This window comes from Vreelandella sp. 162(4c), from assembly GCF_058152265.1.
The window spans coordinates 492867-517063 of sequence record NZ_CM176981.1 but is presented as its reverse complement, the minus strand read 5'-3'; the positions used below and the strand labels follow the sequence as shown (position 1 = coordinate 517063).

Here is a 24197-nt window from a genome sequence, read left to right as displayed (position 1 = left end):
TTGATAGCCAAGCGGGGTTCACCCGGCCAATAAACGTGATAGAATTTGTTGACCGGGCGTCGCCCGGTTTTTTTGTGGCTCCTATTTCTTCAAGTTCAAGGCAATCGTCATGACCATCGCTGACCGCTGGCTACTGCCCGACGGCATGGATGAGGTGCTCCCGCCTCAGGCAAGCCGTATGGAAGAGCTGCGCCGCGCGCTGCTCGATCTTTACCACTGCTGGGGCTACGACCAAGTTATGCCGCCTCCAGTGGAGTTTCTGGATTCGCTGTTAACCGGCACCGGTACGGATCTGGATCTTCAGACCTTCAAACTGACTGATCAGTTGACCGGCCGTATGATGGGCGCCTCGGCGGACGTTACGCCGCAGGTTGCGCGTATGGATGCCCATTCGCTAAAGCGTCAGGGGCCGGTGCGCCTTTGCTACTGCACTAATGTACTGCGTGCTAAGGCAGACCAGCATCAGGGAGGGCGTAGCCCGGTGCAGGTGGGTGCTGAGCTGTTTGGTCATGCCGGGCTAGAAGCGGACAGTGAGATAATTCACTTGGCGCTGGCCAGTATGAAGGCCGCGGGCGCTGAGGAGATTCACTTGGCGTTAGGGCATATCGGCATCTATCGAAGCCTTGCAGAAGCGGCAGCGCTCAGTGACGAGCAGGAGCGTGCGTTATTTGAGGCGTTAGCGCTAAAATCACCCAGTCAACTGGCGCAGCATGTAGATGCCAGCGTCAGCGACCCGGCCTTAGCGGACATGCTGTTAGCTCTGGGTGATCTGCACGGCGGTGCGGATGTTTTACGCCAGGCGCGGGAGCGTTTTGCCGGTGCGCCGGCCTCGGTCACGGCGGCACTGGATCAGTTGGATGCGCTCTATCAAGGGGTGCTGGCACGCTTTGATGTGTCGCTCTACTTTGACTTGGCGGAACTGCGCGGCTATCAATACCACACGGGTATGATGTTTGCCGCTTATGTGCCGGGCTACGGACATGCGTTGGCTAAAGGCGGACGTTATGACGATACCGGGCGGGCTTTTGGTCGTGCGCGCCCGGCCACCGGCTTCTCGATGGATCTGAAACAGCTGGCGTCGCTGGCGCTGGCATCCCCGAGTCGCGGGGCTATTTGGTCGCCCGCTGTGCAGGATGAGTCGCTCAACGCTGCCATTGTCGCGCTGCGTGAGCAGGGGGAACGCGTGATTCAAGCGCTGCCAGGGCAGCGTACTGGGCCGGCGGAGCATGAGTGTGACCGCCGTCTTGAGCTTATCGATGGTCGTTGGCAGCCAACGGCCCTGACACAAGAGACGAGTGCATCATAATGGGTAAGAATGTCGTAGTGCTGGGCACCCAATGGGGTGACGAAGGCAAGGGTAAAATCGTTGACCTGCTGACTGAGTCCGCATCCGCCGTGGTGCGTTTTCAAGGTGGCCATAACGCGGGTCATACGCTGGTCATCGACGGTGAAAAGACCGTTCTCCACCTGATTCCATCCGGCGTTTTGCGCCCAGGCAAAACCTGCGTGATTGGTAATGGTGTGGTGCTTTCGCCGGAAGCGCTGATCAAAGAGATCCGTGAGCTGGAAGCCAAAGGTGTGCCAGTACGCGAACGCCTGCGTCTGTCACCAGCTTGTCCTCTGATCTTGCCTTACCATGTGCGCCTGGATCAGGCTCGTGAAAAAGCCCGTGGCATTGCCAAAATTGGCACCACTGGCCGGGGCATTGGTCCTGCCTACGAAGACAAAGTCGCCCGTCGTGGCCTGCGCTTAGGAGATATGCTGCATCGCGAACGTTTCGCTTCCAAGTTGGGCGAAGTGCTCGACTACCACAACTTCGTGTTGGTGAATTACCACGGTGAACCGGCGGTCGACTTCCAGGAAGTGCTGGACACGGCGATGCAGATGGCCGAAGAGCTGCGTCCCATGGTGTGCGATACCGTCAGTATGGTGCACGACCTGCGAAAAGCCGGTGAGAATATCCTGTTTGAAGGGGCTCAGGGCTCGCTGTTGGATATCGATCACGGTACCTACCCCTATGTAACCAGCTCTAACACCACCGCAGGCGGCACAGCCACCGGCTCTGGCGTCGGCCCGCTCTATTTGGACTACGTGCTGGGTATCACCAAGGCGTATACCACCCGTGTTGGTTCAGGCCCGTTCCCCACTGAGCTGTTCGATGTCGATGGTCGCCACCTTGCCGAGCGTGGCCACGAGTTTGGTGCTACCACTGGCCGTGCCCGCCGCTGTGGCTGGTTTGACGCTGTGGCACTGCGTCACGCGGTGCAAATCAACTCGGTCACCGGTATCTGCCTGACCAAGCTGGACGTACTGGACGGGCTGGAAAATATCCGCGTGTGCGTTGGCTATCGCAGTAAAGATGGTGACGTGCTGGAAACGCCAGTGGATTCAGAAGGCTATGAAGCTGTTGAACCCCTCTACGAAGACCTGCCAGGCTGGAAAGAGTCGACTCTAGGGGCTAAAAAGGTAGAGGATTTACCTGCCAATGCCCGCGCTTATATCAGCTACCTTGAAGAGCAGGTAGGCACCAGTATCGATATTATTTCCACCGGTCCAGACCGCATGGAAACCATCGTGCTACGTAACCCGTTCGATAGCTAAGCACGCTTTAAGCGGGCCATTAGTGAGCAGATGAGCAAAAGGGGCAACTTAGTTGCCCCTTTTGCATTGATGGTCAGGATTAAAAGTCGATACCCCGGCGCGCCTGCAGGCCATTGTTGAAGGCATGACGCACTTCCTGCATCTCGGTCACTGTATCGGCCATGGCGACGAGTTCGCGGTGAGCGTTGCGGCCGGTAATAATCACTGTCTGTTCTTTAGGACGATTCTCCAGTGCTTGTTTAACGGCTTCGATCTCCAGGTAGCCAAACTTGAGCATATAGGTGATTTCGTCGAGCACCACCAGATAGGTCTCTGGGTCTGCGAGCATACGCTCAGCCTCTTTCCACACTGCTTGGCAGGCGTCGGTGTCCGCTTGGCGATTTTGCGTATCCCAGGTGAAACCGGTAGCCATTATCGCCACCTCTAGATTGGCATCCTCCTCCAATCGATTGCGTTCGCCGCACTCCCACAACCCCTTGATAAACTGCACTACGCCCACTTTATAGCCATAACCCAAAGCGCGGGTGACCGTGCCCCAGGCAGCGGTTGTTTTGCCTTTACCGTTACCGGTGTTAACGATGATTAGGCCGCGCTGCTCGTTAGCACTGGCGACTTTCTCCTCTACGCGCGCTTTAAGCTTCTCCATAGAGGCTTTGTGGCGGGTGTCGCGGTCACTCATGGTATCTCCTGATAAAATGGAAAGCTGAAAAATAGCCAATATTCATAATCCGCTAGCCTAAGCTATCAGCACAGGGTTGAACATCTTTATGGAGGTACTTGAAGATAATTTTTGTACAGGTATTTTCGGTGTTTTGTGAATATTTGTCTCAATAATGCACCCTAAAATCCAACAAAAAAGAACAGGATTGGCCCCTAGGGGGCTGGCTGCTCTAGAATAGGTGGTCATGTCTTTTCAGGAATTACATCATGCCCTCATTTGATATTGTTTCAGAGTTCGATAAACACGAAGGCGCTAACGCCGTAGACCAAGCTAACCGGGAAGTGCAGTCACGGTTCGATTTTAAGGGGGTCGATGCCAGCTTCACCCTTGAAGGTGACAAAGTGCAGCTAGAGGCGGAAGTCGATTTCCAGCTCAAGCAGATGCTCGATGTGCTGCGAGCCCGTTTAATCGCCCGGGGTATCGATGCCCGCTGTATGGATGTTCAAGACCCGGTGCTCTCCGGCGTGAAAGCACGCCAGGAAGTCGCTCTTAAGGAGGGGCTCGACGCGGCGGAAGCCAAAGATGTGGTCAAGCGCATCAAGGCCAGCAAGCTCAAAGTGCAGGCGCAAATTCAAGGTGAGAAAGTGCGTGTAACGGGTAAAAAGCGCGACGATTTACAAGCTGTTATGGCATTGCTGCGCGGCGAAGAGGGGCCGGATTTACCGCTCCAATTCGATAACTTCCGCGACTAGGTAGCGGTGTTAAGCTGTCGAACATTTTGAACTATGTAATATTCGTTTTATACAGGAGTCACGCACTATGTCTGATCCGCAGCCGGTTTATTTAAGCGACTACCAGCCACCCGCCTACCGGGTAACTCATACCGAGCTGACGTTTGATCTTGACCCCGCCGCGACCCGTGTGAAAGCGCGACTGTTGATTGAGCGACATCCAGAAGCTGACGCTAAGGCACCGCTCGTCTTAAATGGCGAGCACCTAAAGCTTATCTCCCTGGCGATTGATGCAACGCCGCTGGATGTCGCTGCTTATGAACTAGATGATGAAGTCCTGCGCATTGCTCAGGTGCCCGAGCGTTTTGTGTTGGAGAGCGAGGTGGAGATCGCCCCGCAGGAGAATACGGCGTTAGAGGGGCTGTACCAATCCAACGGTATGTACTGCACCCAGTGCGAGGCCGAAGGCTTCCGGCGGATTACCTTTTACCCTGACCGCCCAGACGTCATGGCGACCTTTAAGGTCACTGTGATCGGCGATCAGCAGCAAGAGCCGATTTTGCTGGCTAACGGTAACCCGATTGAGCGCGGCGAGCTGAAGGGCGGTCGCCACTTTGTTACTTGGGAAGACCCGCACCCCAAGCCCTGTTACCTGTTTGCTTTGGTGGCAGGCAACCTGCATAGCGTAGAAGATCACTTCACCACCATGAGCGGAAGGGATGTCACGCTGCAGATTTGGGTAGAAAAAGAGAACCTGGATAAGACCGAGCATGCCATGGCCTCGTTAAAGCGTGCCATGGAGTGGGACGAGCAGGCGTATGGGCGCGAGTACGACCTGGATCTGTTTATGATCGTGGCCGTCAATGATTTCAATATGGGAGCGATGGAGAACAAAGGCCTCAATATCTTTAACTCCGCCGCGGTCTTGACCCACCCCCAGACCGCCACCGATGCAGCGTTCCAAAACGTGGAAGGCATAGTCGCCCACGAATACTTTCACAACTGGTCGGGTAATCGCGTCACCTGCCGCGACTGGTTCCAGCTCTCGCTGAAAGAGGGCTTTACGGTCTTTCGTGACCAGTGCTTTTCGGCGGATACCAATTCAGCGCCGGTTAAGCGCATTCAGGATGTCTCCTTTTTCCGCACGGCCCAGTTTGCCGAAGATGCTGGCCCCACGGCGCATCCGATTCGTCCCGACCACTTTATCGAAATTACCAACTTCTACACCCTGACGATTTATGAGAAAGGGGCCGAAGTCGTACGCATGTTGCGTAATTTAGTAGGGGAGGAGAGCTTTCGTCGCGGTTCAGACCTTTACTTCGAGCGGTTCGACGGTCAAGCGGTGACCATTGAAGACTTTGTCGGCTGTATGGCTGAAGCCTCCGGTGAAGACTTCAGCCAGTTTATGCGCTGGTACTCCCAGGCGGGAACGCCGGATATTGATGCCCACGGTGAGTATGATTATGTTCAGGGCGAGTACCACTTGACGCTGCGTCAGCGTACGCCTGCAACACCCGGCCAGCCAGATAAGCTGCCGTTGCATATCCCGGTGCGTATGGGGCTGGTAGGTACCAAGTCGGGGCAGGATCTCATCCTGACGCTCAATGGCGAAAAGCTCGGCAAAGACGCGGTTATTCATCTACGTGACGATGAGCAAACGTTTGTATTCACCGATGTTGCCGAAGCGCCGGTGCCCTCTTTGCTACGCGAATTTTCCGCCCCGGTGAAGCTGCATTATCCCTATTCAAGGGAAGATCTCGCCTTCTTATTGACCCATGACAGCGATGGTTTCAACCGCTGGGATGCGGGTCAACGCCTAGCGCTTTTGGCCTTGGATGACTTGATTGCTGCCCATAGGAATGGCGTCGAAAAGGTCATGGATAGCCGCGTTGTCGATGCCTTTAGAGCGCTGCTGGGCGGGCCAATGAGCGATAAGGCGGTATTGGCAGAGATGCTGACGCTACCCTCTGAAGCATATATCGCCGAGCAGCAGCCCATTGTGGATGTAGATGCTATCCATGCCGCGCGGGAATTTGTTCGTCAGTCATTAGCCGTGGCTCTGCGGGATGAGTTTCTGGCTATCTATGAAGCCAATGTGACGGAAGAAGCGTACGCGCCGACACCGGAGCAAATAGCTCAGCGTAGCCTGAAAAACGTGGCGCTCTCTTATCTTATGTCGATTGAAGATGAGCAGGGCTTGGCACTGTGTGAAAGCCAATTCGCTGCTGACCACAATATGACCGATGTGCGTCAGGCGCTCACCCTGCTGGTGCACAGCGACCGCGACGACCTGGCTTCGCCAGCACTCAAAGCCTTCGGTGAGAAGTGGGCGCATGACCCGTTGGTGATGGATCAGTGGTTCACCGTCCAGGTATCGCGCCCTCAGCCAGATGTGCTTGAGCGGGTGAAGTACCTGATGCAGCATCCCGCCTTTTCACTCAAGAATCCCAATCGAGTCCGTGCATTGGTCGGCGCCTTTGCTCAGAACCGGGTCAATTTCCACCGTTTGGATGGTCAAGGCTACCAACTGCTGGCTGATGTGGTCATCGAGCTCAACCGGCTTAACCCGGAAATTGCCGCGCGGCTAATCACCCCGTTAACCCGCTGGCAGCGCTTTGATGAAACCCGCCAAGCACTAATGCGGTCTGAGCTTGAGCGGATCAAACAACAGCCGCTATCTTCAAATGTATACGAGGTGGTCGAGAAAGCACTGGCATAAGCGTTTAGCGCAGTAGTGAACAACCGCAGTTAAACCATGGAAAGGAATAACAATAGTGACAGACTCACAGCAACACTATTTACTGATTATCAATGGTAAATCCGCCGGTAACCCGGCATTGCGTGAAGCAGTCAATGAACAACGTCAGGCAGGGATGCTGATTACGGTTCGCGCTACCTGGGAAGGGGGCGACGCTGCGGATATTGCAGAGCAGTCTGGCGCCATGGGCATTACCCACGTGATTGCCTGTGGTGGCGATGGCACCGTCAGTGAAGTCATGAACGGGCTGATGCGCTTGCCTCATGACCGGCGTCCTGCGTTGGGCATTGTGCCCCTAGGCAGTGCCAATGATTTTGCTACCTCCGTTGGTTTACCGCTGGAGCCAGGCGCCGCTTTGGCCGCTGCACGGGAGTTAAGCGCCTATCCCATTGATGTTGTGCGCGTGACCGCAGGTGCAGGTGGCGAATCGTCCACCAGCTACTATATCAACATGACCACCGGTGGGTTTGGCGCTGAAGTTACCTCGTCGACACCGAAAACGCTTAAGCGGCTGCTCGGGGGCGGGGCTTACTCAGTGATGGGCGCGCTGAAGGCTTGGCGCCACCGCAGCTATCGCGGCACGCTCCATTGGGACGAAAAAGAGGAGAGTGCGTCTTTGTTGCTACTGGCGCTAGGTAATGGCCGCCAGTCGGGCGGGGGACAGGTACTGGGGCCGCGTGCCAAGCTGGATGATGGCCGTCTGGACGTGCTGCTGGTCAAAGACTTCCGGTCGATAACGGAACTGACCAAGCTCATTAGCGAGCTGCAGAGTTTCCCCTATGACGGGCGATTCGTGCGCTACTTCACCACGACCCAACTAACCGTGACCACCCAGGCAAATGGTTCGCCCTGGCCACTCACGTTAGACGGCGAAGCGCGCTACTATGACCAGTTCTGCGCGGAAGTAGTGCCCCTTGCTCTGCGTGTGTTACTGCCTGAGGAGTGCCCGTTGCTCTCCTCGACCAGCCGGCCTTAGTTCTTTTGGCTCACATTGTTAACGTTATAAAGGAGAAGAATTAAATGGCAAATCGCGTGTGGATACCCGCGCTCGCCGCCGTGGCTCTTTTGCTGAGTGCCTGCGGTGACTCCCAGGAAGATCCCACCGTGACACCCGATGATAATGCTGCGGTGACGGATGAAGAAACGGCTCGTGATGAGGGGGCGGGCGAAGAAGCGTCGGTCACGGCTGAAAACGCGACTGAGATGTCCAGTCCTGAAGAAGTAGAGGATGATATTGAGGAGCGCCAAGCTGCTGAGGAGCTTGAGCGAGCGGAAGCGCTGCGCGAGGATAGCGACACTCAGGCTAGTGATCCCCAATCCAGCGGCACTCAGTCCAGTGGCAGTGCGACGGCTGGCGGTGAAGAGGTTGAGGCTGGTGAAGACACCTTGGCGGCGGATCCTGAAGAGGTGCTCGATGAAGAGAGCGCTATGCCGGGTGAAGCTACACGTTCCGATGTAGATGACATCATTGCCGAAACTGAACGCCGTTTTGAAGAGGCCGAGCAGCGTTTGGAGGAGCAGTTTCAGGAGGTAGAGCAGCAGGCGCCAACCTTGGAGCCGATGGAGAACGAGGATGTACCGCCTAGCTGGGACACCGAAAGCAGTCTGCCCGAGCGCACACCCTTGCAGGATGACAGTGATGTAACCGATGTTGACGCCTTGATTGAAGACACCGAACGTCGCTTTGAAGAAGCGCAGCAGCGGCTTGAGGAACAATTCCAAGAGTTGGAGAATCGTGAGGCGGAGAGTGGTGCTGTGGTCGAGCCGTCAGGCGAGCTTGATAGCAATGACTTTGACAGCAATGACTCCGATAGCGGTGATTCTGATAATCGTGATGTCGATAGCGCTGAAGATAGCCAGGAAACCGGTGCTAATGGAGAGTCGCGGAGTGAGAGAGGATCGCTTGAGTGATTCTCTTTAGCCAATAGTCAGGCAATAAAAAAGGCCCGCGTTTGCGGGCCTTTGTCCATCCGTTAGCAATTAAGCTGGGCGGATGTTGGAAGCCTGAAGGCCTTTTTTACCCTGAGTCACTTCAAAGCTGACTTTTTGACCGTCTTGCAGGGTCTTGAAGCCTTCAGCTTGAATTTCGGAGAAGTGGGCGAACAGATCGTCTCCGCCGTCATCAGGAGAGATGAAGCCGAAGCCTTTAGTGTCGTTGAACCACTTAACAGTGCCAGTTGCCATTTTCTATTTCCTTAACGTGCTTAGTAATCACGGGCAACTCTATTGTCCACCCGCTACAATTACTCTAGATGTAAACACGGCTGTCGTCCAGCGACATTCCTAAGATTTTTTATTTGGTTGCGAGCAAGCACAAATGATGCAGTTAGGTTTTATTGATGCGCAGTTTATTTCCTTTTTGGTAGCGATCACGTTGCTGACGATAAGCCCCGGTGTCGATACGTTGCTGGTGATACGCAATACGGCCCGCGGAGGCATCCACGATGGGGTCACCACGAGTTTAGCTATCTGCTGCGGCCTGTTTGTGCATGCAACGATTTCTGCATTGGGCATTTCGTTGATCCTGCTCCAGTCGGCCTGGGCGTTTCATATGCTGAAGCTGGTGGGGGCGGGCTACCTAATTTGGCTGGGTATTACCAGCTTGTTAGCAGCGCGGAAAGGCCAGCCACTGCCGGTTAATGGTGTGCTAGAAGGTGTGCCTGCCGTTTCGCGCTGGCAGCCGGTTAAAGAGGGTTTTTTGTCCAATGTGTTGAACCCCAAAACCGTGGTGTTCTACATGGCCTTTTTGCCTCAGTTCATCGCTCCTGGCGATCCTGCGCTACTGAAGTCGCTATGGCTGGCGGGAGTGCACTTTATCATCGCCAATATTTGGCAAATCAGCGTGGTCATGATGGTGGGAAGTGCCGGCAAATGGTTGGCTAACGCACGTTTTGCGCAAGCGCTTAATGCCGCTACGGGCAGTGTATTGGTGGTGTTTGGTATTCGGCTGGCATTAACACAGCGCCCGGTATAAACCGGACGCTGGTAATGTGGTAGGTAGAGAAGGGCTTAGCGGCGGGCGAGCAGGGCTCGGTCGTAGCGTACCTGCTGCTCGTTATCGCTAAGCAGTGAAACGCCTTCGCTACTGCCACCGTTAGCGAGGCTTTCAAAAATCACCCGATAGCTAAGCACCGCCTGCACGTAGTCGCGGGTTTCGCGGAAGGGGATGCTCTCTACAAAGAGATCAAAGGCCTCTACGCCATCGCCCAGCCACTGATCGACGCGGCCAGGGCCCGCATTATAAGCCGCTGCGGCGGCCAGTCGATTGCCCTGGTAGCGTTGCAGCTTGTCGCGCAGGTAGGTGCTGCCCAGGCGAATATTAAGCTCTGGGTCGAGAACGCCGTAGGGGCCAGGATCGCTAATGCCCAATTCGCGACTGACTTGGCTGGCGGTACCGGGCATTAGCTGCATTAATCCACGCGCCCCTGCGGGTGAAAGGGCGTTAGGGTTGTAAGCGCTTTCACGCCGGGTAATGGCCATCAATAGGTATGGATCCACGCCGGTGAGACGGCCCCAATGTTGAAAGCTGTCGTGGTAGGCCTGGGGGAAGCGCCAATCCAAGGCGTCCCACATTTCAGCGGCAATGGTGGTTTGCACCAGGCGCGCATGCCACTGCTGTTGAGCGGCATAGTCGGCTAGCGCTCGTGCCTGTTGCGGCGAACCGCTCTGCACCGCGTGCAGCCACTCACTGTTGGCGAGACCATCCTCACCAATGCGTAGCAAGGCCTCGGTGCGCTGAACGGCGGGTAGTTGGGCAATACGTTGACGCGACGCTTCGTCAAAATGATTGCGTTCAAGATTCAGTTGATAGGGTTGGCCGAGCTTTTCTGCTGCTGCAAAGCCGTAAAAACTGCGATCCTGCGCAGCCTGTTGGTAGCGTGCTTCGGCGGCCGCCTGGTTGCCAAGCTGCTCATTGGCGCGGCCCAGCCAATACTGCCAACGGCTATTCTCCTGCTGGATAGCGGGCATTTCGGCAATCCAGTAGAGCACTCCGTTCCAATCCCGGCTAGCCAGCGCATTGCGGACACGCAGCTCTAATACGCGCTCGCTTTCCAGGCCCGGTAGCACGCTGTCAACCCAGCTTAGCGTGCCCGGTACATTGCGCACCAGGGCGTAAAAAGCCAGTTCTTCTTCAATAGCTTGACGGTCACTGGGCAGCAGGTTTAAACGCGACGAGAGCGTCTGCCAAGCGGCAAAGGCTGCAGGCGTATCTTCACGGGTGTAGCGCTGCATGGCGGCCCGGTAGAAGCTTGCCGTGGCGGCACACTCGGGGCCTAGGCAGCTGGGCGCCTGGGTAATGGCGCTGCTGCGTGCTGTGACACTATCCACCGTCTCTAGAGCGGTTTGCCACTGACCGCTTAATAGCCCACCAAGATAGCTCGATAGGCGCGTTTCTCCCGCTTGCCAGGCGAGCATTTTACGCTCCCAAATAGCTGTGGCATCAATAGTGCCATTGGCCCGCAGGCGTGCAAATAGCGGGTCGCAAGCATTGGGCTGCGAGCTGCCTACGCGCCATAAAGCCGACCCCGCTTTGCTCGCCTGCTGAGGCTGCTCATCCAGCAGCGCCGTGTAGTAGTAGCACTGGCGAACCGTGCCCGCAGGCTCGCCATCGGCCACTGCCAGCAGGTCGCTATAGCGGCCCGCATGGCCATACTTTGCGATCGCTTGACCTCGCAGCCACCCTGCTAGAGGAGAGTCTGCGTGCTGGTCGATAAATTGATGCACCCTTTCAGGAGCCACGTTAGGCAATTGCCCCCTTAAGCGGTGGTACTCCACATAGCCACGCAGCGGGTGGTCTTCAATTGAGTGCTCATCGACCCGTGCCCACTGCTGCTCGCGGGCAGCAGCGAGGGCATCGCGTAACTCACTATCGGATGCGGCCCACGAAAGTGCAGGTAATCCCGCCAGTAGTGCTGTACACAGCACGCGGGCGGTATGGCGAAATGGCGAAACCAACATGGTGCTCTCTCTCTGTAAATCGGTGTCACTTAATCGGGGCTCGGGAGCAGCCCACGCAGTTTGCGGTGCAACCGCTATACTGAACGAATATTAGCCGTCATGATCTGACAGCCCAGATACTAAAAGGATTTAATTACCTATGGCCCCATTATCCACTTGGTCGTTGCTGCGTCGACTCAAATCACGCGTTTGGGCGACAAAACGTATAGTGCGTGCTTTAAAACTGTTTATCCCCATGACGCGAGACGTCATGCGTGGCGATTTTCGGCCTATTCCCTGGTCGGCATTCGGCATGATGGCATTAGCGCTGGGTTATTTGGTACTGCCGTTCGATCTGATACCCGATTTTCTGATGCTAATCGGCGTGGTGGATGACGTGCTGATTGTCGGCTGGCTGCTCAATCGTATCGATCAGCGCCTGGAAGGCTATCGAGCCTGGAAATATACCGATCCCGATATGACGCCTTCTTGACCCCAGCGGCTTGCTACCCCCAGTGGCTTCTTGATCAAGGCTGCTTGAAAAATCGCTGCCTATCCCCATATCTACTCCACGAAACCATTTTATCCCATTGCATGTACACGCAGAGGGATGCGACTCAACGTGATTGATAAGGGCTAAGCGCATGACTACAGCTACCCACGAACAAGCGACTGATAAATCGGCTAACCACGAAGAAACGCTAGGCTTTCAAACGGAAGTTAAGCAACTGCTGAATTTGATGATTCACTCCCTGTACTCTAACCGGGAGATTTTCTTACGCGAGCTTATCTCAAACGCCGCCGACGCCTGCGATAAGCTACGTTACGCGGCTCTCGATAACGATGCGCTCTACGAAGGCGACAGCGAACTACGCATTGAAATCGAACACGACCGCGATACCAACACTATCACCCTACGTGATAATGGCGTTGGCATGAACCGGGAAGACGTGATCGCCAACTTGGGTACCATTGCGCGTTCCGGTACCGCTGAGTTTCTCAAGCAGCTCTCTGGTGAGCAGCAGAAAGACGCCAAGCTAATCGGTCAGTTCGGCGTTGGTTTCTACTCGGGTTTTATCGTCGCTGATGAAATTTCGGTGCGCACCCGCAAGGCGGGTACAGACGCTTCAGAAGGCGTTGAGTGGCGCTCGAAAGGGGAAGGTGAATTTACCGTTGCCGATATTGAGCGTGCTCAGCACGGCACAGAAATCACTCTGCATCTGAAAGAGGACGCCAAAGAGTTTGCTGACGACTATCGGCTGCAGGGCTTGGTTCGTAAGTACTCGGATCATATCGAAGTCCCCGTGCGCATGCCGAAAACAGAAACGGCGAAGGACGACGAGGGCAATCCTATCGAGGGTAGTGAAGTGACTACCTGGGAAACCGTTAACGAGGCGACGGCGCTGTGGTCGCGTCCCAAGAGCGAGGTTTCCGACGATGAGTACAAGGCGTTCTACAAGCACGTTGCCCACGATTTCTCTGACCCGCTGACCTGGAGCCACAACAAGGTCGAAGGCAAGCTCGAATACACTAGCCTGCTCTATGTACCGGGTCGGGCACCTTTTGACCTGTTTGAGCGCGACGGTGCCCGGGGCGTTAAGCTCTACGTTCAGCGTGTCTTTATTATGGACGATGCCGAACAGTTCCTGCCGCTCTACCTGCGCTTTATCAAAGGCGTACTGGATACCCGCGAACTGTCGCTAAACGTATCCCGTGAGCTGCTCCAGCAGGATCCCAATGTTGATAAGATCAAATCGGCGCTTACTAAGCGCGGTTTGGATATGCTGAAGAAGCTGGCCAAAGATAAAGAGCAGTACCAGACGTTCTGGAATACCTTTGGTAGCGTGTTGAAAGAAGGGCCGGGCGAAGACCCCTCTAATCGGGAAAAAATTGCTGGTCTGCTGCGCTTTGCCTCAACCCATACCGATACGGCTGCCCAGGAGCACGGGCTGGCAGACTATGTCGAGCGCATGAAAGAGGGGCAGCAGAAGATTTATTACGTCGTAGCTGATAGCTTCAATGCGGCGAAAAACAGCCCTCACCTGGAGATCTTCCGCAAAAAAGGCATCGAAGTTCTGCTGTTGTCTGACCGTATCGATGACTGGTTGATGAGCCATCTGACTGAATTCGACGGTAAAACCTTTGCTGATGTGGCCAAGGGCGAGCTTGATCTTGGCGATGTGGAAGACGAAGCAGAGAAAAAAGCTCAGGAGGAGACCGCTAAAGCCAAAGAGGAACTGGTGAAGCGCGTAAAAGAAGCGCTGGGCGATGGTGTTCAAGAGGTAAAAGTGACTCACCGCCTTACCGATTCACCGGCCTGCGTCGTGCTACCCGAGCATGAAATGGGCTACCAGATGCGCCGCATTATGGAAGCCGCCGGTCAGCCGCTGCCCGAGGTGAAGCCGATTCTTGAGCTTAACCCTAGCCACGCGCTGGTAGCGCGTTTGGAAGGGGCTGAAGGCGATCAATTTGGACAGTTAGCCCACATCCTGCTCGATCAGGCAATTATTGCAGAGGGCGGCCATCTGGATGACCCGGCTGCCTACGTGAAACGTCTGAATAGCGTCTTGACGGCTTAATGAGCCAATAACGTCAGACATGCGGCCCGCTTGGATTTCCAAGCGGGCCGCATCTGTTAGTGAAGATGCTATGGGTGAAGATGCTAAAGTACCCAGTAAATGTAAGAGACTAACGATCAGGATATCGTCATGGCTGAGCAGCAAACCAATGTCCCAGTGACAACCAACGTAGCGGTGCTGGGAGGCGGTAGTTTTGGTACGGCGCTAGCGAGCATTGCCGCCGATAATGGTGCCCGCGTTCGTCAGTGGATGCGTGACGAAACGCTGGTCACACAAATCAACCAAGAGCACCGTAACGGTCGTTATCTGCCCCACTATGCAATGAATCCGGCAGTGAAAGCCTCAACCGACCTCCAAGCCGTGCTGGCCGATGCGGAGCTTGTACTCATCGCTATTCCTTCAAAGGCCTTTCGCAGCGTTGTGCAGGCGGCGAAAGCGTGGTTGAGACCCGAGCAGATACTGGTCAGTACCACTAAGGGGATCGAGCAGAAGGGCTTTCTGCTGATGAGCCAAGTACTCGAGCAGGAAACGGGTTTTAGTCACATTGGCGTGATTGCGGGCCCAAATCTGGCCTCTGAAATTGCCGATAAGCAGTTAACTGCTACCGTGATTGCCAGCGCTGACCCGCTTACCCGCACCCGCGTACAGCAAGTATTGGGTTGCCGTTACTTTCGTGTGTACGCTAGCGATGACCGTCATGGTGTTGAACTGGGTGGTGCACTGAAAAATATTTATGCGATTGCCGCCGGTATGGCGGCGGCGCTGGGCATGGGCGAAAACACCCGCAGTATGCTGATGACTCGCGCCTTAGCCGAAATGAGCCGCTTTGCCGTTGCCCAGGGGGCTAACCCAATGACCTTTTTAGGACTGGCGGGGGTGGGGGATTTGATCGTTACCTGCTCGTCTAACCTGTCGCGTAATTATCGTGTTGGCTACGCCATGGGCGAAGGGCGTACGTTGGAAGAGGCGGTTGATGCCCTTGGCCAGGTCGCAGAAGGGGTAAACACCGTTAAACTGGTATGCGCTAAAGCGAGTGAAATGGGTGTTTATATGCCGTTGGCGGAAGGTCTCAATCATGTGCTGTTTGACGGCGTGCCCGCCCAGGAGATGGCGCGCACCCTTATGATGGGTGAGCAGAGTAGCGATGTAGAGTTTATTCTGCCCCGTGAAGCCGTACAGCAGGCCCATCGAGACCAAGCTCCTCACAACCACGCTTCTAAGAACCAGGTTTCTAAGGGCAATGGAGGCAGGAATGCCTGATGTGTTGATTATGCGCCACGCTGAGGCCGCACCGGGGTATCCCGACCAAGCGCGTCGATTAACGCCTCATGGTGAGCAGGAGGTCAAAAAAATGGCCCGTTGGCTGACTGAGCGCGTGGCTGATGGGGAGCTGTTTATGCCGAAAATTTATGCCAGCCCCTATTCTCGCGCGCAGCAAACCGCGCAAACGCTATGTGATGCGCTGGGAGCCTCGCTGGAAACGCTGGATTTTATCACTCCGGATGACTCGCCCCATGCAGTAAGCGACTGGTTGCTTGAACAGCCTGAAGGTGCGCCGATCATGCTGGTCAGTCATATGCCGCTGGTAGGCGAACTGGCGGGGTTGTTAGTAGAGGGCAGCCCTGCTCAGGGGCTTGGCTTCCCTACCGCCGCCATCGCCGAGCTTGAGGCCGACGTATGGGCGGCAGGCTGTGCGCAGTTGAAGCGATTTACCCAGCCCAGCCAGTTGGCCTAGTTCAAATGTGTGCCATTAAAAAACGGCTGCCTAGGCAGCCGTTTTTTAGGCTTTACAGCAGCGCGTCGAGCTTCTCTTTTAGCAAGCCGTTCACCTGCTGTGGGTTGGCGGTGCCGCGTGACGCCTTCATCACCTGACCAACAAAGTAGCCGATCATTTTACCGCGTTTTTCCGGCTCCGAGTCGCAGTACTGGGCGACCTGAGCGGGGCTGTCGGCAATCACTTGGTCGATCATTGCTTCAATGGCGCCGGTGTCGGTCACCTGCTTGAGGCCTTTTGCGTCAATCACCTCATCGGCGGACTCACCCTGACCGTTCCACAGCGCCTGAAAAACCTCTTTAGCGGCTTTGCCGTTAATGGTGTCATCCAGTACGCGGCTGATCAGCTCGCCTAGCTGGCGCGCTGAGATCGGGCTATTGGCAATGCTCAGGTTTTCTCGGTTAAGTGCCCCGGAAAGTTCACCCTGTACCCAGTTAGCTGCCTGCTTGGCATCGCCGCACTCGCTATGCACCGCTTCAAAGAATTCGGCCATATCGCGACTGGCGGAGATGACATTGGCGTCATAAGCAGACAGACCCAGCTCGTTCTGGAAGCGCTCACGCTTATCTGCTGGCAGCTCGGGCAACTGGCCACGCAGGTGGTCAAGATAAGCTTGGTCAAGCACCACCGGCAGCAGGTCAGGGCAGGGGAAGTAACGGTAGTCGTTGGCCTCCTCCTTGGTACGCATGCTGCGGGTTTCATCACGGTCTGGGTCAAACAAGCGGGTTTCTTGAACCACGCTGCCGCCATCTTCGATCAGCTCAATTTGTCGCTCAACCTCAAAGGCAATGGCGCGCTCGACAAAACGGAAAGAGTTAACGTTTTTAATCTCAGCGCGGGTGCCAAAGGCTTCCTGACCTTTGGGGCGTACCGAGACGTTAACGTCGCAACGCATGGAGCCTTCCGCCATATTGCCGTCGGAAATGCCCAGGTAAGTAACGATCGAGTGAATCGCTTTGAGATACGCCGCGGCCTCTTTGGCGCTACGCATATCCGGCTCGGAGACGATCTCCAGTAGCGGCGTGCCAGCACGGTTCAAGTCGATACCGGTCATGCCGTGAAAATCTTCATGCAGCGATTTACCGGCATCTTCCTCAAGGTGGGCATGGTGAATGCGGATACGCTTAGTGCTGCCATCTTCCAGCGTAATCTCAACATCGCCAGGGCCGACGATGGGATGGTACATCTGGCTGGTTTGATAACCCTTGGGCAGGTCGGGGTAGAAGTAATTTTTACGGTCAAACACCGAGACTTCGGCGATATCCGCATGCACCGCCAGGCCAAACTGCACGGCCATGGCCACGGCCTGCTCATTGAGCACTGGCAGCACGCCAGGTAGGCCTAAATCCACCGCGCAGGCCTGGGTGTTTGGCTCGGCGCCAAACGCCGTTGAGGCACCGGAAAAGATTTTTGAACGCGTTGCGAGCTGAACGTGGACTTCAAGCCCAATCACGGTTTCCCATTGCATTAGGCGTACTCCTCGGCAAAGGCAGGACGTTGTAAGTGCCAGTCGGTCGCTTGCTGAAACTGGTGAGCGACGTTAAGCAGCTGCGCTTCGGCAAAGTGGGTGCCCAGAATCTGGAGACCAACGGGGCGGCCACCGGCCAAACCCGCCGGCACGCTGATGCCGGGAATGCCCGCTAGGTTCACCGCGATAGTGTAGATATCCTGCAGGTACATCGACACCGGATCTTTTTTGGCACCCAGGTCAAACGCGGGGGTAGGCGAGGCGGGGCCCATCAGCACGTCGACGTCTTCAAAGGCGTCCAGGAAGTCCTGACGGATCAAACGGCGCACCTGCTGGGCTTTGGTGTAGTAAGCGTCAAAGAAGCCTTCAGAGAGCGTGTGAGTGCCGATCAGGATGCGTCGTTTAACTTCTTCGCCGAAGCCTTCAGCCCGCGAACGTGTGTAGAGGTCAATCAAATCGCTGGGATTGTCGCAGCGGTGACCAAAACGCACACCGTCGTAGCGGGACAGGTTGGAAGAGGCTTCCGCGGGGGCGATCACGTAGTAGGCCGGAATCGCATAGTGGGTATGCGGTAGGCTGACCTCACGAACCGTCGCGCCTAGGGATTCGTAAACTTTTACCGCCTCACGGACGGCTTTTTCGACATCAGGGTCTAAACCATCGCCGAAATACTCTTTGGGAAGCCCGATCTTGAGGCCCGAGAGGGGGGCATTAAGGCCTTCCACATAGTCGGGTACGCCGCGGGCAACGCTGGTGGAATCGCGGCCGTCATGGCCCGCAATAACACCCAGTAGGTGGGCGCAATCTTCGGCGCTGCGCGCCATGGGGCCAGCCTGATCAAGGCTTGAGGCGTAGGCAATAATGCCGAAGCGCGACACACGACCATAGGTGGGCTTTAAACCGGTGATGCCACAAAATGCCGCGGGCTGGCGAATCGAGCCGCCGGTGTCGGTACCCATGGCGGCGGGCACCAAACCAGCCGCGACCGCTGCTGCGCTGCCGCCGGAGCTGCCGCCGGGCACCGCTGTCAGATCCCAGGGATTTTTGACCGGGCCGTAGTAGCTGTTTTCGTTGGAGGAGCCCATGGCGAACTCGTCCATATTGGTTTTGCCCAGGCTGATCGTGCCCGCCGCGTTGAGCTTTTCAACCACGGTGGCGTTGTAGGGGGCGATAAAATTATCCAGCATTTTTGAACCGCAGCTGGTTTTCACGCCCTGGGTGCAAAAAATATCTTTGAGCGCTAGGGGAATGCCTGACAGCGGCCCGGCGTTGCCTGCCGCTCGGGCGTTGTCGGCTACTTCAGCCTGTTTCAGCGCTTGCTCGGCGGTCACGCTGATAAAACTATTCAGCTTGCCGTCAGCCTGTTCGATACGCTGCAAATAGTGAGCGGTCAGCTCGCGGCTTGAGAACTCACCGCTTTTTAGCGCGGCGGCGAGTTGCGTTAAGGTTTTCTCGTACATGACCCAGAAGCTCCGTTCAGGGGAGAAAAAAAGAGGCAATAGTGGTGGCTTGATTAAATATTCGTGCGTTGTTACTCAGCGTACTTATTCAACGACGCGGGGCACGAGATACAGGCCATTTTCCACTGCCGGAGCACAGCGCTGAAACGTGTCGCGCTGGTTGGTTTCCGTCACTTCATCGGCGCGCAGTCGCTGGGTCGCATCTAGCGGATGGGCGAGCGGCGTAACGCCTTCAGTATCGAGGCTTTGTAGCTGGTCGACCATGTCCAGAATCCGGCTTAGGTCGTCTACAAAGCCGCTGGCTTGGTCATCGCTGACAGCGAGTCGGGCCAAGTGAGCGGCCCGGCGCACATGAGATTCTTCAAGCGCCATGATCGATATTTCCTCATAAACGTGATGGAACATAATCGGCTTTAAGCGGTATACATACCGATATCAAAAAAACGTCTTGTGTTGCAGACGTGGAAAATAGCCGCAAAAGGTACCACATCTTGGCCTTAACGGGCAGTGTTAGGCGCGACTCGTGCTTGCTGCCAGGGGGTTGCGGTGATACCGTTTGCATCCGCACAGGGTTCCCGGTCTGCACTAGGTAACAACATCCATGTTTAAACGTTTGAGGGGGCTGTTTTCCAGCGATCTATCGATCGACTTGGGTACGGCCAACACACTGATTTATGTTCGCGGTCGCGGCATCGTGCTCGATGAGCCGTCCGTGGTTGCTATCCGCCAGTCTGGCAATATGCGCAGCGTCGCGGCAGTTGGTACTGATGCCAAGCGAATGCTGGGGCGTACGCCCGGCAATATTACCGCGATTCGGCCGATGAAAGATGGCGTTATTGCCGACTTCACCGTCACCGAGCAGATGCTTCAGCACTTTATCCGTAAAGTTCACCAAAGCACCTTCTTAACCCCCAGTCCACGCGTTCTGGTATGCGTTCCTTGCATGTCAACACAAGTAGAACGTCGGGCGATTCGTGAGTCTGCCGAAGGGGCAGGTGCCCGCGAGGTGTTCTTGATCGAAGAACCCATGGCGGCGGCAATTGGCGCTGGCCTTCCGGTTGATGAAGCGCAGGGGTCGATGGTGGTGGATATCGGTGGTGGTACCACTGAAATCGCGATTATTTCACTCAACGGCGTGGTCTACTCCGAATCGATTCGGGTGGGCGGCGACCGCTTTGATGAGGCCATTACCGCCTATGTACGTCGTCACTACGGCAGCCTGATAGGCGAAGCGACAGCCGAGCGCATCAAGGAAGAGATTGGTTGCGCCTACCCCGGTGGCGAACTGCGCGAAATTGACGTGCGCGGTCGTAATCTGGCCGAAGGCATTCCACGCAGCTTCACGCTCAATTCCCACGAAACCCTGGAAGCATTGCAAGAAACCCTGGGTTCTATCGTGGCCGCCATTAAGAGCGCCCTTGAGCAGTCACCGCCTGAGTTGGCATCCGACATCGCTGAGCGAGGCTTGGTGCTAACGGGCGGTGGGGCGCTGTTGCGCGACCTGGACAAGCTGATCGCTGAAGAGACAGGGTTGCCGGTAATTGTTGCCGAAGACCCGTTGACCTGCGTTGCTCGCGGCGGTGGTAAGGCGCTGGAGATGATTGATCAGCACACCTTTGAGTTGCTGTCGAGCGACTAATCGCAGCGGTTAATTGCGGGGGGATTGCCTATTAAACCGCTGTTTTCGCACGGGCCACTGCCGGGCTACCGGCTGTTTTTTTGCGTCTTGGCCGCCAGTGCATTGATGTTTGTCGACCAGCATTTCACGCGTATGGAGAAAGTGCGCGCGCAAATGTCGATGGTCGTTGCTCCTATTCAATGGGTCGTCAGTGTGCCTAGCGACCTGTTGAATTGGGGGTCGCTTGCGCTCTCTGACCAGCAGGCGTTGGTGGATGAAAACCGTCGCCTGCGTGAGCAGATTCTCACCCTTTCCCATCGTGGTCAGCGAATGGCGAATTTGACCGCGGAAAACAGCGAGCTTCGCGAATTGCTAAAAGCCGCGAAGCGGCGTGATATTCCTTATATCACCGCCGAACTGTTGTCGCTTGATAACGACCCCTTTAGTCATCAGATGGTGATTAATCGCGGCCATCGCAATGGCACCTACGTGGGGCAGCCGGTGATTGATGCCTCGGGCTTGGTGGGGCAAATTACCGCGGTCTCTGCCTACTCAAGTCGGGTACTGCTGTTAGCTGATGCCAGTCATGCGTTGCCGGTTCAGTTAAACCGCAATGGCTTACGTTTTATCGTCCAAGGGGCGGGACGTTACAGCAGCGTTAATGTGATGCACGTACCTGATACGGCGGATATCCGTGAAGGTGATTTACTGACCACATCGGGCTTGGCTGGACGCTTTCCTCCGGGTTACCCCGTGGCGCGAGTCACCGAGGTGTTTCACGATCCGGGGCAGCCTTTTGCTCGCGTGACGGCCGAACCGATGGCTCAACTGCAGCGCTCGCGTCATTTCTTGCTACTTTTTCCGCCCCCGCGAGAGGAGGTAGAAGAACATGCCTGGGATGAGACGCTGGATATCTCCGCAGAGGCCTTGCGCTCTTCACTCCAGCTTTCAACAAGCCCCAACAATGCGTTGCGCGACTCAAATGCATCATCTCAAGAGGTGCCCTGATGCCACGAGCACCGATTGTTCCGCTAGTGATTATTTGGTTTAGTTTGGTCTTGGCTCTTTGCTTGCAGGTGATGCCGCTGGCCGATGGCTGGCAGGTATATCGCCCCGAGTGGTTAGGGCTGATGCTGATCTACTGGTGTATGCGCACACCCGACAGAGTCGGCGTTTTTCATGGCTTTGTGCTGGGGATTTTGATGGATTTAATTGAAGGCACCGTGCTGGGCCAGCATGCGCTTATTTATGCACTGCTGGCCTTCTTGTGTGCGCTGGTCTATCCCCGCTTCCGTGCTTATTCACTGGTACAGCAATCAGCGCTGGTGCTGGTGCTGTTGGGCTTGATGCAGCTAGTCGCTCAATGGCTACGCACTATCGTGGGTGATTTTTCGATTCATTTAGCCTTTTTGATTCCCGCGCTGATCAGTGCGTTGCTATGGCCATGGCTAGCGACGATGTTTCAAGCATTAGAACGTCGGTTGGCCGCTTCATGACTGCGCCTGTTTTGTGTTTAGCGTCTGCCTCTCCACGCCGTCGAGCTTTGCTGGCATCCATTGGTGTGCCGGTCGCGGTTCACCCTTGTGATATTGATGAGACTCCGCAGGTGGGTGAGTCGGCTCAAGCGTATGTGCAGCGCTTAGCAGTTGCCAAAGCCGAGGCAGCAGCCCCTTTTACCCACTTGCCTATCCTAGGTTCAGATACCGCTGTGGTGGTCGATGGGCGTATCCTAGGTAAACCAGCGAATGCTGAGGAGGGCGCCGAGATGCTGCGGCTGCTTTCGGGGCGGTGCCACGAGGTGCTTACCGCTGTGGCGGTACGTGGGCCAGAAGGTATGCTCTCCTCCTGCGTGACTACTCAGGTAACAATGCGTGAGATAAGCGCTGATGAAATCGTTGCCTATTGGCGCACGGGTGAACCTGCTGATAAGGCTGGTGGCTACGCAATACAGGGATTAGCCGCCATATTTGTAAAACAGATTCAAGGCAGTCACTCAGCAGTGGTAGGGCTACCGCTGTATGAGACGACGCACTTGCTATGCCGACAGGGAGTTCCTATCTGGCAGCGCGTTTAATTCTCTAGATATAGAGGGCAACGCCGCCTGTATCGCTGGCAAGGAATACGTCAACCAACAAGGAATTTTGCATGAGCGGTGAAGTTCTCATCAATTTAACGCCAATGGAAACCCGCGTCGCGCTGGTTGAAAATGGCGTTTTGCAAGAGGCACTGATCGAGCGTTCCCGTCGGCGTGGCATCGTGGGCAATATCTACAAAGGCAAAGTCGTCCGTGTACTGCCTGGTATGCAGGCTGCCTTTGTTGATATTGGCTTAGAGCGGGCGGCATTTATTCATGCCCACGAAGTGATGCCACCCGGCACACCGCTCGATGAGCAGCAGACCATCGGCCAGTTACTTCATGAAGGCCAGGCGTTGGTGGTGCAGGCGACCAAAGACCCTATTGGAAGTAAAGGTGCGCGCTTAACCACGCACCTCTCGATCCCTTCCCGCTATTTGGTGTATATGCCCGACTCGCCGCATCACGGCGTTTCGCAACGCATCGAGGATGAGCGTGAACGCGAGCGTTTAAAAGCCCTGCTGGATAACAGCGTGGCGGAGCAGACGCTGGAAGTGACGGGTGGCTTTATTGTCCGAACTGCCGCGGAAGGCGTAGGTGACGAAGAGCTAAAAGGCGATATGCACTTTCTGTTGCGGCTGTGGCGTAAGGTGAGTGAGCGTAAAGTCACCGCGACGCCACAAAGCGTCATTTATGATGATTTGCCGCTCTTTATGCGCACTCTGCGCGACGTAATGCGCGACGATATTGAAAAAGTGCGTATCGATTCGCGGGAAAACTTCGTCAAACTGGTCGAGTTTGCCGAAGAGTTTATGCCCGATGCCGTTGAGCGGATTGAGTACTACCCAGGTGAGCGCCCCATCTTTGATCTCTACAGTGTCGAGGATGAGATCCAGAAAGCCTTGGGTCGCAAGGTGCAGCTGAAATCCGGTGGTTATCTGGTGATTGACCCCACCGAGGCAATGACCACCATTGATGTTAATACCGGCGGCTATGTGGGTCACCGCAACCTTGAAGAGACCATTTTCAAAACCAACCTTGAGGCGGCCACGGCGATTGCCCGCCAACTTCGGTTGCGCAACCTGGGCGGTATCATCATTATCGACTTTATCGATATGAACGATGTTGAGCATCAGCGGCAAGTGTTGCGAGTATTGGAAAAAGCCTTAGAGCGCGACCACGCTAAAACCAAGTGTACCGGTGTTACCGAGCTTGGCTTGGTTCAGCTTACCCGTAAGCGCACCCGGGAGAGCCTAGAGCAAACGATGTGTGAAGCGTGCCCAACCTGCAGTGGGCGCGGCACACTTAAAACGCCTGAGACTGTCTGCTACGAAATTTTCCGTGAGATTCTGCGCGAAGAGCGTGCCTACAGTGCTGAAACTTATATGGTGCTTGCATCGCAGCCCGTTGTTGACCGTTTACTAGATGAAGAGTCAGCGGCAGTGGCTGACCTGGAGACGTTTATCAATAAAACGATCCGTTTTCAGGTTGAGCAACACTACTCCCAAGAGCAGTACGATATTGTGCTGATGTAA

The 24197-nt window shown here is 55.7% G+C and carries 22 protein-coding genes; 16 read left to right on the top strand and 6 right to left on the bottom strand.

All coding sequences use genetic code 11. From position 1 onward, the window contains the following. Positions 1–109 precede the first annotated feature (109 nt). Positions 110–1306, top strand: a complete 1197-nt coding sequence (locus tag AC4EYZ_RS02365) for an ATP phosphoribosyltransferase regulatory subunit (protein WP_022523962.1) — start codon at positions 110–112, stop codon at positions 1304–1306. Beyond that, on the top strand, positions 1306–2601 hold the full coding sequence (locus AC4EYZ_RS02360) for an adenylosuccinate synthase (RefSeq protein ID WP_022523961.1): 1296 nt from the start codon (positions 1306–1308) through the stop codon (positions 2599–2601). Before AC4EYZ_RS02365 ends, AC4EYZ_RS02360 begins: the two co-directional genes overlap by 1 nt. A 79-nt stretch (positions 2602–2680) precedes the next feature. Here the strand turns inward: AC4EYZ_RS02360 and cobO are convergent, their stop codons facing one another. Next, positions 2681–3280 (bottom strand): cob(I)yrinic acid a,c-diamide adenosyltransferase, encoded by a 600-nt coding sequence (gene cobO, locus AC4EYZ_RS02355; RefSeq protein ID WP_427769383.1) that lies wholly within the window; start codon positions 3278–3280, stop codon positions 2681–2683. A 248-nt stretch (positions 3281–3528) separates the two neighbouring features. Between cobO and AC4EYZ_RS02350 the strand changes: the two genes are divergently transcribed. From AC4EYZ_RS02350 to AC4EYZ_RS02335, 4 genes are all read left to right on the top strand, one after another. Then, positions 3529–4014, top strand: a complete 486-nt coding sequence (locus AC4EYZ_RS02350) for a YajQ family cyclic di-GMP-binding protein (RefSeq protein WP_007114656.1) — start codon at positions 3529–3531, stop codon at positions 4012–4014. Between the two features lie 67 nt (positions 4015–4081). Then, positions 4082–6712 (top strand): aminopeptidase N, encoded by a 2631-nt coding sequence (gene pepN / locus AC4EYZ_RS02345; RefSeq protein ID WP_474191302.1) that lies wholly within the window; start codon positions 4082–4084, stop codon positions 6710–6712. A 55-nt stretch (positions 6713–6767) separates the two neighbouring features. Next, complete coding sequence (yegS, locus tag AC4EYZ_RS02340) at positions 6768–7727, top strand: lipid kinase YegS (protein ID WP_022523958.1); 960 nt, start codon at positions 6768–6770, stop codon at positions 7725–7727. A gap of 44 nt (positions 7728–7771) precedes the next feature. Continuing rightward, entirely contained in the window at positions 7772–8662 is an 891-nt protein-coding gene (locus tag AC4EYZ_RS02335) for a hypothetical protein (RefSeq protein ID WP_051052089.1), read from the top strand. A gap of 69 nt (positions 8663–8731) precedes the next feature. Here the strand turns inward: AC4EYZ_RS02335 and AC4EYZ_RS02330 are convergent, their stop codons facing one another. Beyond that, positions 8732–8935, bottom strand: a complete 204-nt coding sequence (locus AC4EYZ_RS02330; RefSeq protein ID WP_007114660.1) for a cold-shock protein — start codon at positions 8933–8935, stop codon at positions 8732–8734. Positions 8936–9068: 133 nt separating this feature from the next. Between AC4EYZ_RS02330 and AC4EYZ_RS02325 the strand changes: the two genes are divergently transcribed. After that, entirely contained in the window at positions 9069–9725 is a 657-nt protein-coding gene (locus tag AC4EYZ_RS02325) for a LysE family translocator (protein WP_027959070.1), read from the top strand. A 35-nt stretch (positions 9726–9760) separates the two neighbouring features. Here AC4EYZ_RS02325 and AC4EYZ_RS02320 read toward each other — a convergent pair whose 3' ends face one another. Continuing rightward, entirely contained in the window at positions 9761–11710 is a 1950-nt protein-coding gene (locus tag AC4EYZ_RS02320; RefSeq protein ID WP_474191303.1) for a transglycosylase SLT domain-containing protein, read from the bottom strand. A gap of 139 nt (positions 11711–11849) precedes the next feature. Between AC4EYZ_RS02320 and AC4EYZ_RS02315 the strand changes: the two genes are divergently transcribed. The 4 genes from AC4EYZ_RS02315 (at position 11850) to sixA (ending at position 16003) form a co-directional block, all read left to right on the top strand. Then, positions 11850–12182 carry a YkvA family protein gene (locus tag AC4EYZ_RS02315; protein WP_022523954.1) on the top strand — a complete coding sequence of 111 codons (333 nt, stop codon included), beginning with the start codon at positions 11850–11852 and terminating at the stop codon, positions 12180–12182. Positions 12183–12333: 151 nt separating this feature from the next. Then, a complete protein-coding gene (gene htpG / locus AC4EYZ_RS02310) occupies positions 12334–14268 on the top strand; it encodes a molecular chaperone HtpG (RefSeq protein WP_474191304.1) in 1935 nt (644 codons plus the stop codon). Between the two features lie 129 nt (positions 14269–14397). Continuing rightward, positions 14398–15528 (top strand): NAD(P)H-dependent glycerol-3-phosphate dehydrogenase, encoded by a 1131-nt coding sequence (locus tag AC4EYZ_RS02305; RefSeq protein WP_474191305.1) that lies wholly within the window; start codon positions 14398–14400, stop codon positions 15526–15528. Then, positions 15521–16003: a phosphohistidine phosphatase SixA gene (gene sixA, locus AC4EYZ_RS02300; RefSeq protein ID WP_427769377.1), complete on the top strand. Its 483-nt coding sequence runs from the start codon at positions 15521–15523 to the stop codon at positions 16001–16003. Before AC4EYZ_RS02305 ends, sixA begins: the two co-directional genes overlap by 8 nt. 52 nt (positions 16004–16055) lie before the next feature. Here the strand turns inward: sixA and gatB are convergent, their stop codons facing one another. The 3 genes from gatB to gatC all read right to left on the bottom strand — a co-directional run bounded on the left by gatB (position 16056) and on the right by gatC (position 19342). Continuing rightward, positions 16056–17510 (bottom strand): Asp-tRNA(Asn)/Glu-tRNA(Gln) amidotransferase subunit GatB, encoded by a 1455-nt coding sequence (gene gatB, locus AC4EYZ_RS02295; protein ID WP_009287767.1) that lies wholly within the window; start codon positions 17508–17510, stop codon positions 16056–16058. After that, positions 17510–18970: an Asp-tRNA(Asn)/Glu-tRNA(Gln) amidotransferase subunit GatA gene (gene gatA, locus AC4EYZ_RS02290; RefSeq protein WP_022523949.1), complete on the bottom strand. Its 1461-nt coding sequence runs from the start codon at positions 18968–18970 to the stop codon at positions 17510–17512. The genes gatB and gatA overlap by 1 nt, the downstream gene beginning before the upstream one ends. A gap of 84 nt (positions 18971–19054) precedes the next feature. Then, positions 19055–19342, bottom strand: coding sequence for an Asp-tRNA(Asn)/Glu-tRNA(Gln) amidotransferase subunit GatC (gatC, locus tag AC4EYZ_RS02285; protein WP_022523948.1), 288 nt, complete (start codon positions 19340–19342; stop codon positions 19055–19057). Positions 19343–19571: 229 nt separating this feature from the next. Between gatC and AC4EYZ_RS02280 the strand changes: the two genes are divergently transcribed. The 5 genes from AC4EYZ_RS02280 to rng all read left to right on the top strand — a co-directional run bounded on the left by AC4EYZ_RS02280 (position 19572) and on the right by rng (position 24197). Further along, on the top strand, positions 19572–20609 hold the full coding sequence (locus tag AC4EYZ_RS02280; protein ID WP_007114671.1) for a rod shape-determining protein: 1038 nt from the start codon (positions 19572–19574) through the stop codon (positions 20607–20609). Positions 20610–20633: 24 nt separating this feature from the next. Beyond that, positions 20634–21596 carry a rod shape-determining protein MreC gene (gene mreC, locus AC4EYZ_RS02275; protein WP_009287769.1) on the top strand — a complete coding sequence of 321 codons (963 nt, stop codon included), beginning with the start codon at positions 20634–20636 and terminating at the stop codon, positions 21594–21596. Further along, positions 21596–22084, top strand: a complete 489-nt coding sequence (gene mreD, locus AC4EYZ_RS02270) for a rod shape-determining protein MreD (RefSeq protein WP_022523947.1) — start codon at positions 21596–21598, stop codon at positions 22082–22084. The genes mreC and mreD overlap by 1 nt, the downstream gene beginning before the upstream one ends. Beyond that, positions 22081–22662 carry a Maf family protein gene (locus AC4EYZ_RS02265; RefSeq protein ID WP_035539162.1) on the top strand — a complete coding sequence of 194 codons (582 nt, stop codon included), beginning with the start codon at positions 22081–22083 and terminating at the stop codon, positions 22660–22662. Before mreD ends, AC4EYZ_RS02265 begins: the two co-directional genes overlap by 4 nt. 71 nt (positions 22663–22733) lie before the next feature. Beyond that, positions 22734–24197: a ribonuclease G gene (rng, locus tag AC4EYZ_RS02260; protein WP_041158045.1), complete on the top strand. Its 1464-nt coding sequence runs from the start codon at positions 22734–22736 to the stop codon at positions 24195–24197.

Bases quoted from the DNA above. Each gene is read 5' to 3' on its own strand.
- pepN (WP_474191302.1), top strand. From the start codon at position 4,082: ATGTCTGATCCGCAGCCGGTTTATTTAAGCGACTACCAGCCACCCGCC.
- mreD (WP_022523947.1), top strand. From the start codon at position 21,596: ATGCCACGAGCACCGATTGTTCCGCTAGTGATTATTTGGTTTAGTTTG.
- gatB (WP_009287767.1), bottom strand. From the start codon at position 17,510: ATGCAATGGGAAACCGTGATTGGGCTTGAAGTCCACGTTCAGCTCGCA.
- sixA (WP_427769377.1), top strand. From the start codon at position 15,521: ATGCCTGATGTGTTGATTATGCGCCACGCTGAGGCCGCACCGGGGTAT.
- htpG (WP_474191304.1), top strand. From the start codon at position 12,334: ATGACTACAGCTACCCACGAACAAGCGACTGATAAATCGGCTAACCAC.
- AC4EYZ_RS02320 (WP_474191303.1), bottom strand. From the start codon at position 11,710: ATGTTGGTTTCGCCATTTCGCCATACCGCCCGCGTGCTGTGTACAGCA.
- AC4EYZ_RS02305 (WP_474191305.1), top strand. From the start codon at position 14,398: ATGGCTGAGCAGCAAACCAATGTCCCAGTGACAACCAACGTAGCGGTG.
- AC4EYZ_RS02365 (WP_022523962.1), top strand. From the start codon at position 110: ATGACCATCGCTGACCGCTGGCTACTGCCCGACGGCATGGATGAGGTG.
- AC4EYZ_RS02335 (WP_051052089.1), top strand. From the start codon at position 7,772: ATGGCAAATCGCGTGTGGATACCCGCGCTCGCCGCCGTGGCTCTTTTG.
- AC4EYZ_RS02265 (WP_035539162.1), top strand. From the start codon at position 22,081: ATGACTGCGCCTGTTTTGTGTTTAGCGTCTGCCTCTCCACGCCGTCGA.
- cobO (WP_427769383.1), bottom strand. From the start codon at position 3,280: ATGAGTGACCGCGACACCCGCCACAAAGCCTCTATGGAGAAGCTTAAA.
- AC4EYZ_RS02330 (WP_007114660.1), bottom strand. From the start codon at position 8,935: ATGGCAACTGGCACTGTTAAGTGGTTCAACGACACTAAAGGCTTCGGC.
- rng (WP_041158045.1), top strand. From the start codon at position 22,734: ATGAGCGGTGAAGTTCTCATCAATTTAACGCCAATGGAAACCCGCGTC.
- gatC (WP_022523948.1), bottom strand. From the start codon at position 19,342: ATGGCGCTTGAAGAATCTCATGTGCGCCGGGCCGCTCACTTGGCCCGA.
- AC4EYZ_RS02350 (WP_007114656.1), top strand. From the start codon at position 3,529: ATGCCCTCATTTGATATTGTTTCAGAGTTCGATAAACACGAAGGCGCT.
- AC4EYZ_RS02315 (WP_022523954.1), top strand. From the start codon at position 11,850: ATGGCCCCATTATCCACTTGGTCGTTGCTGCGTCGACTCAAATCACGC.
- gatA (WP_022523949.1), bottom strand. From the start codon at position 18,970: ATGTACGAGAAAACCTTAACGCAACTCGCCGCCGCGCTAAAAAGCGGT.
- AC4EYZ_RS02280 (WP_007114671.1), top strand. From the start codon at position 19,572: ATGTTTAAACGTTTGAGGGGGCTGTTTTCCAGCGATCTATCGATCGAC.
- AC4EYZ_RS02360 (WP_022523961.1), top strand. From the start codon at position 1,306: ATGGGTAAGAATGTCGTAGTGCTGGGCACCCAATGGGGTGACGAAGGC.
- AC4EYZ_RS02325 (WP_027959070.1), top strand. From the start codon at position 9,069: ATGATGCAGTTAGGTTTTATTGATGCGCAGTTTATTTCCTTTTTGGTA.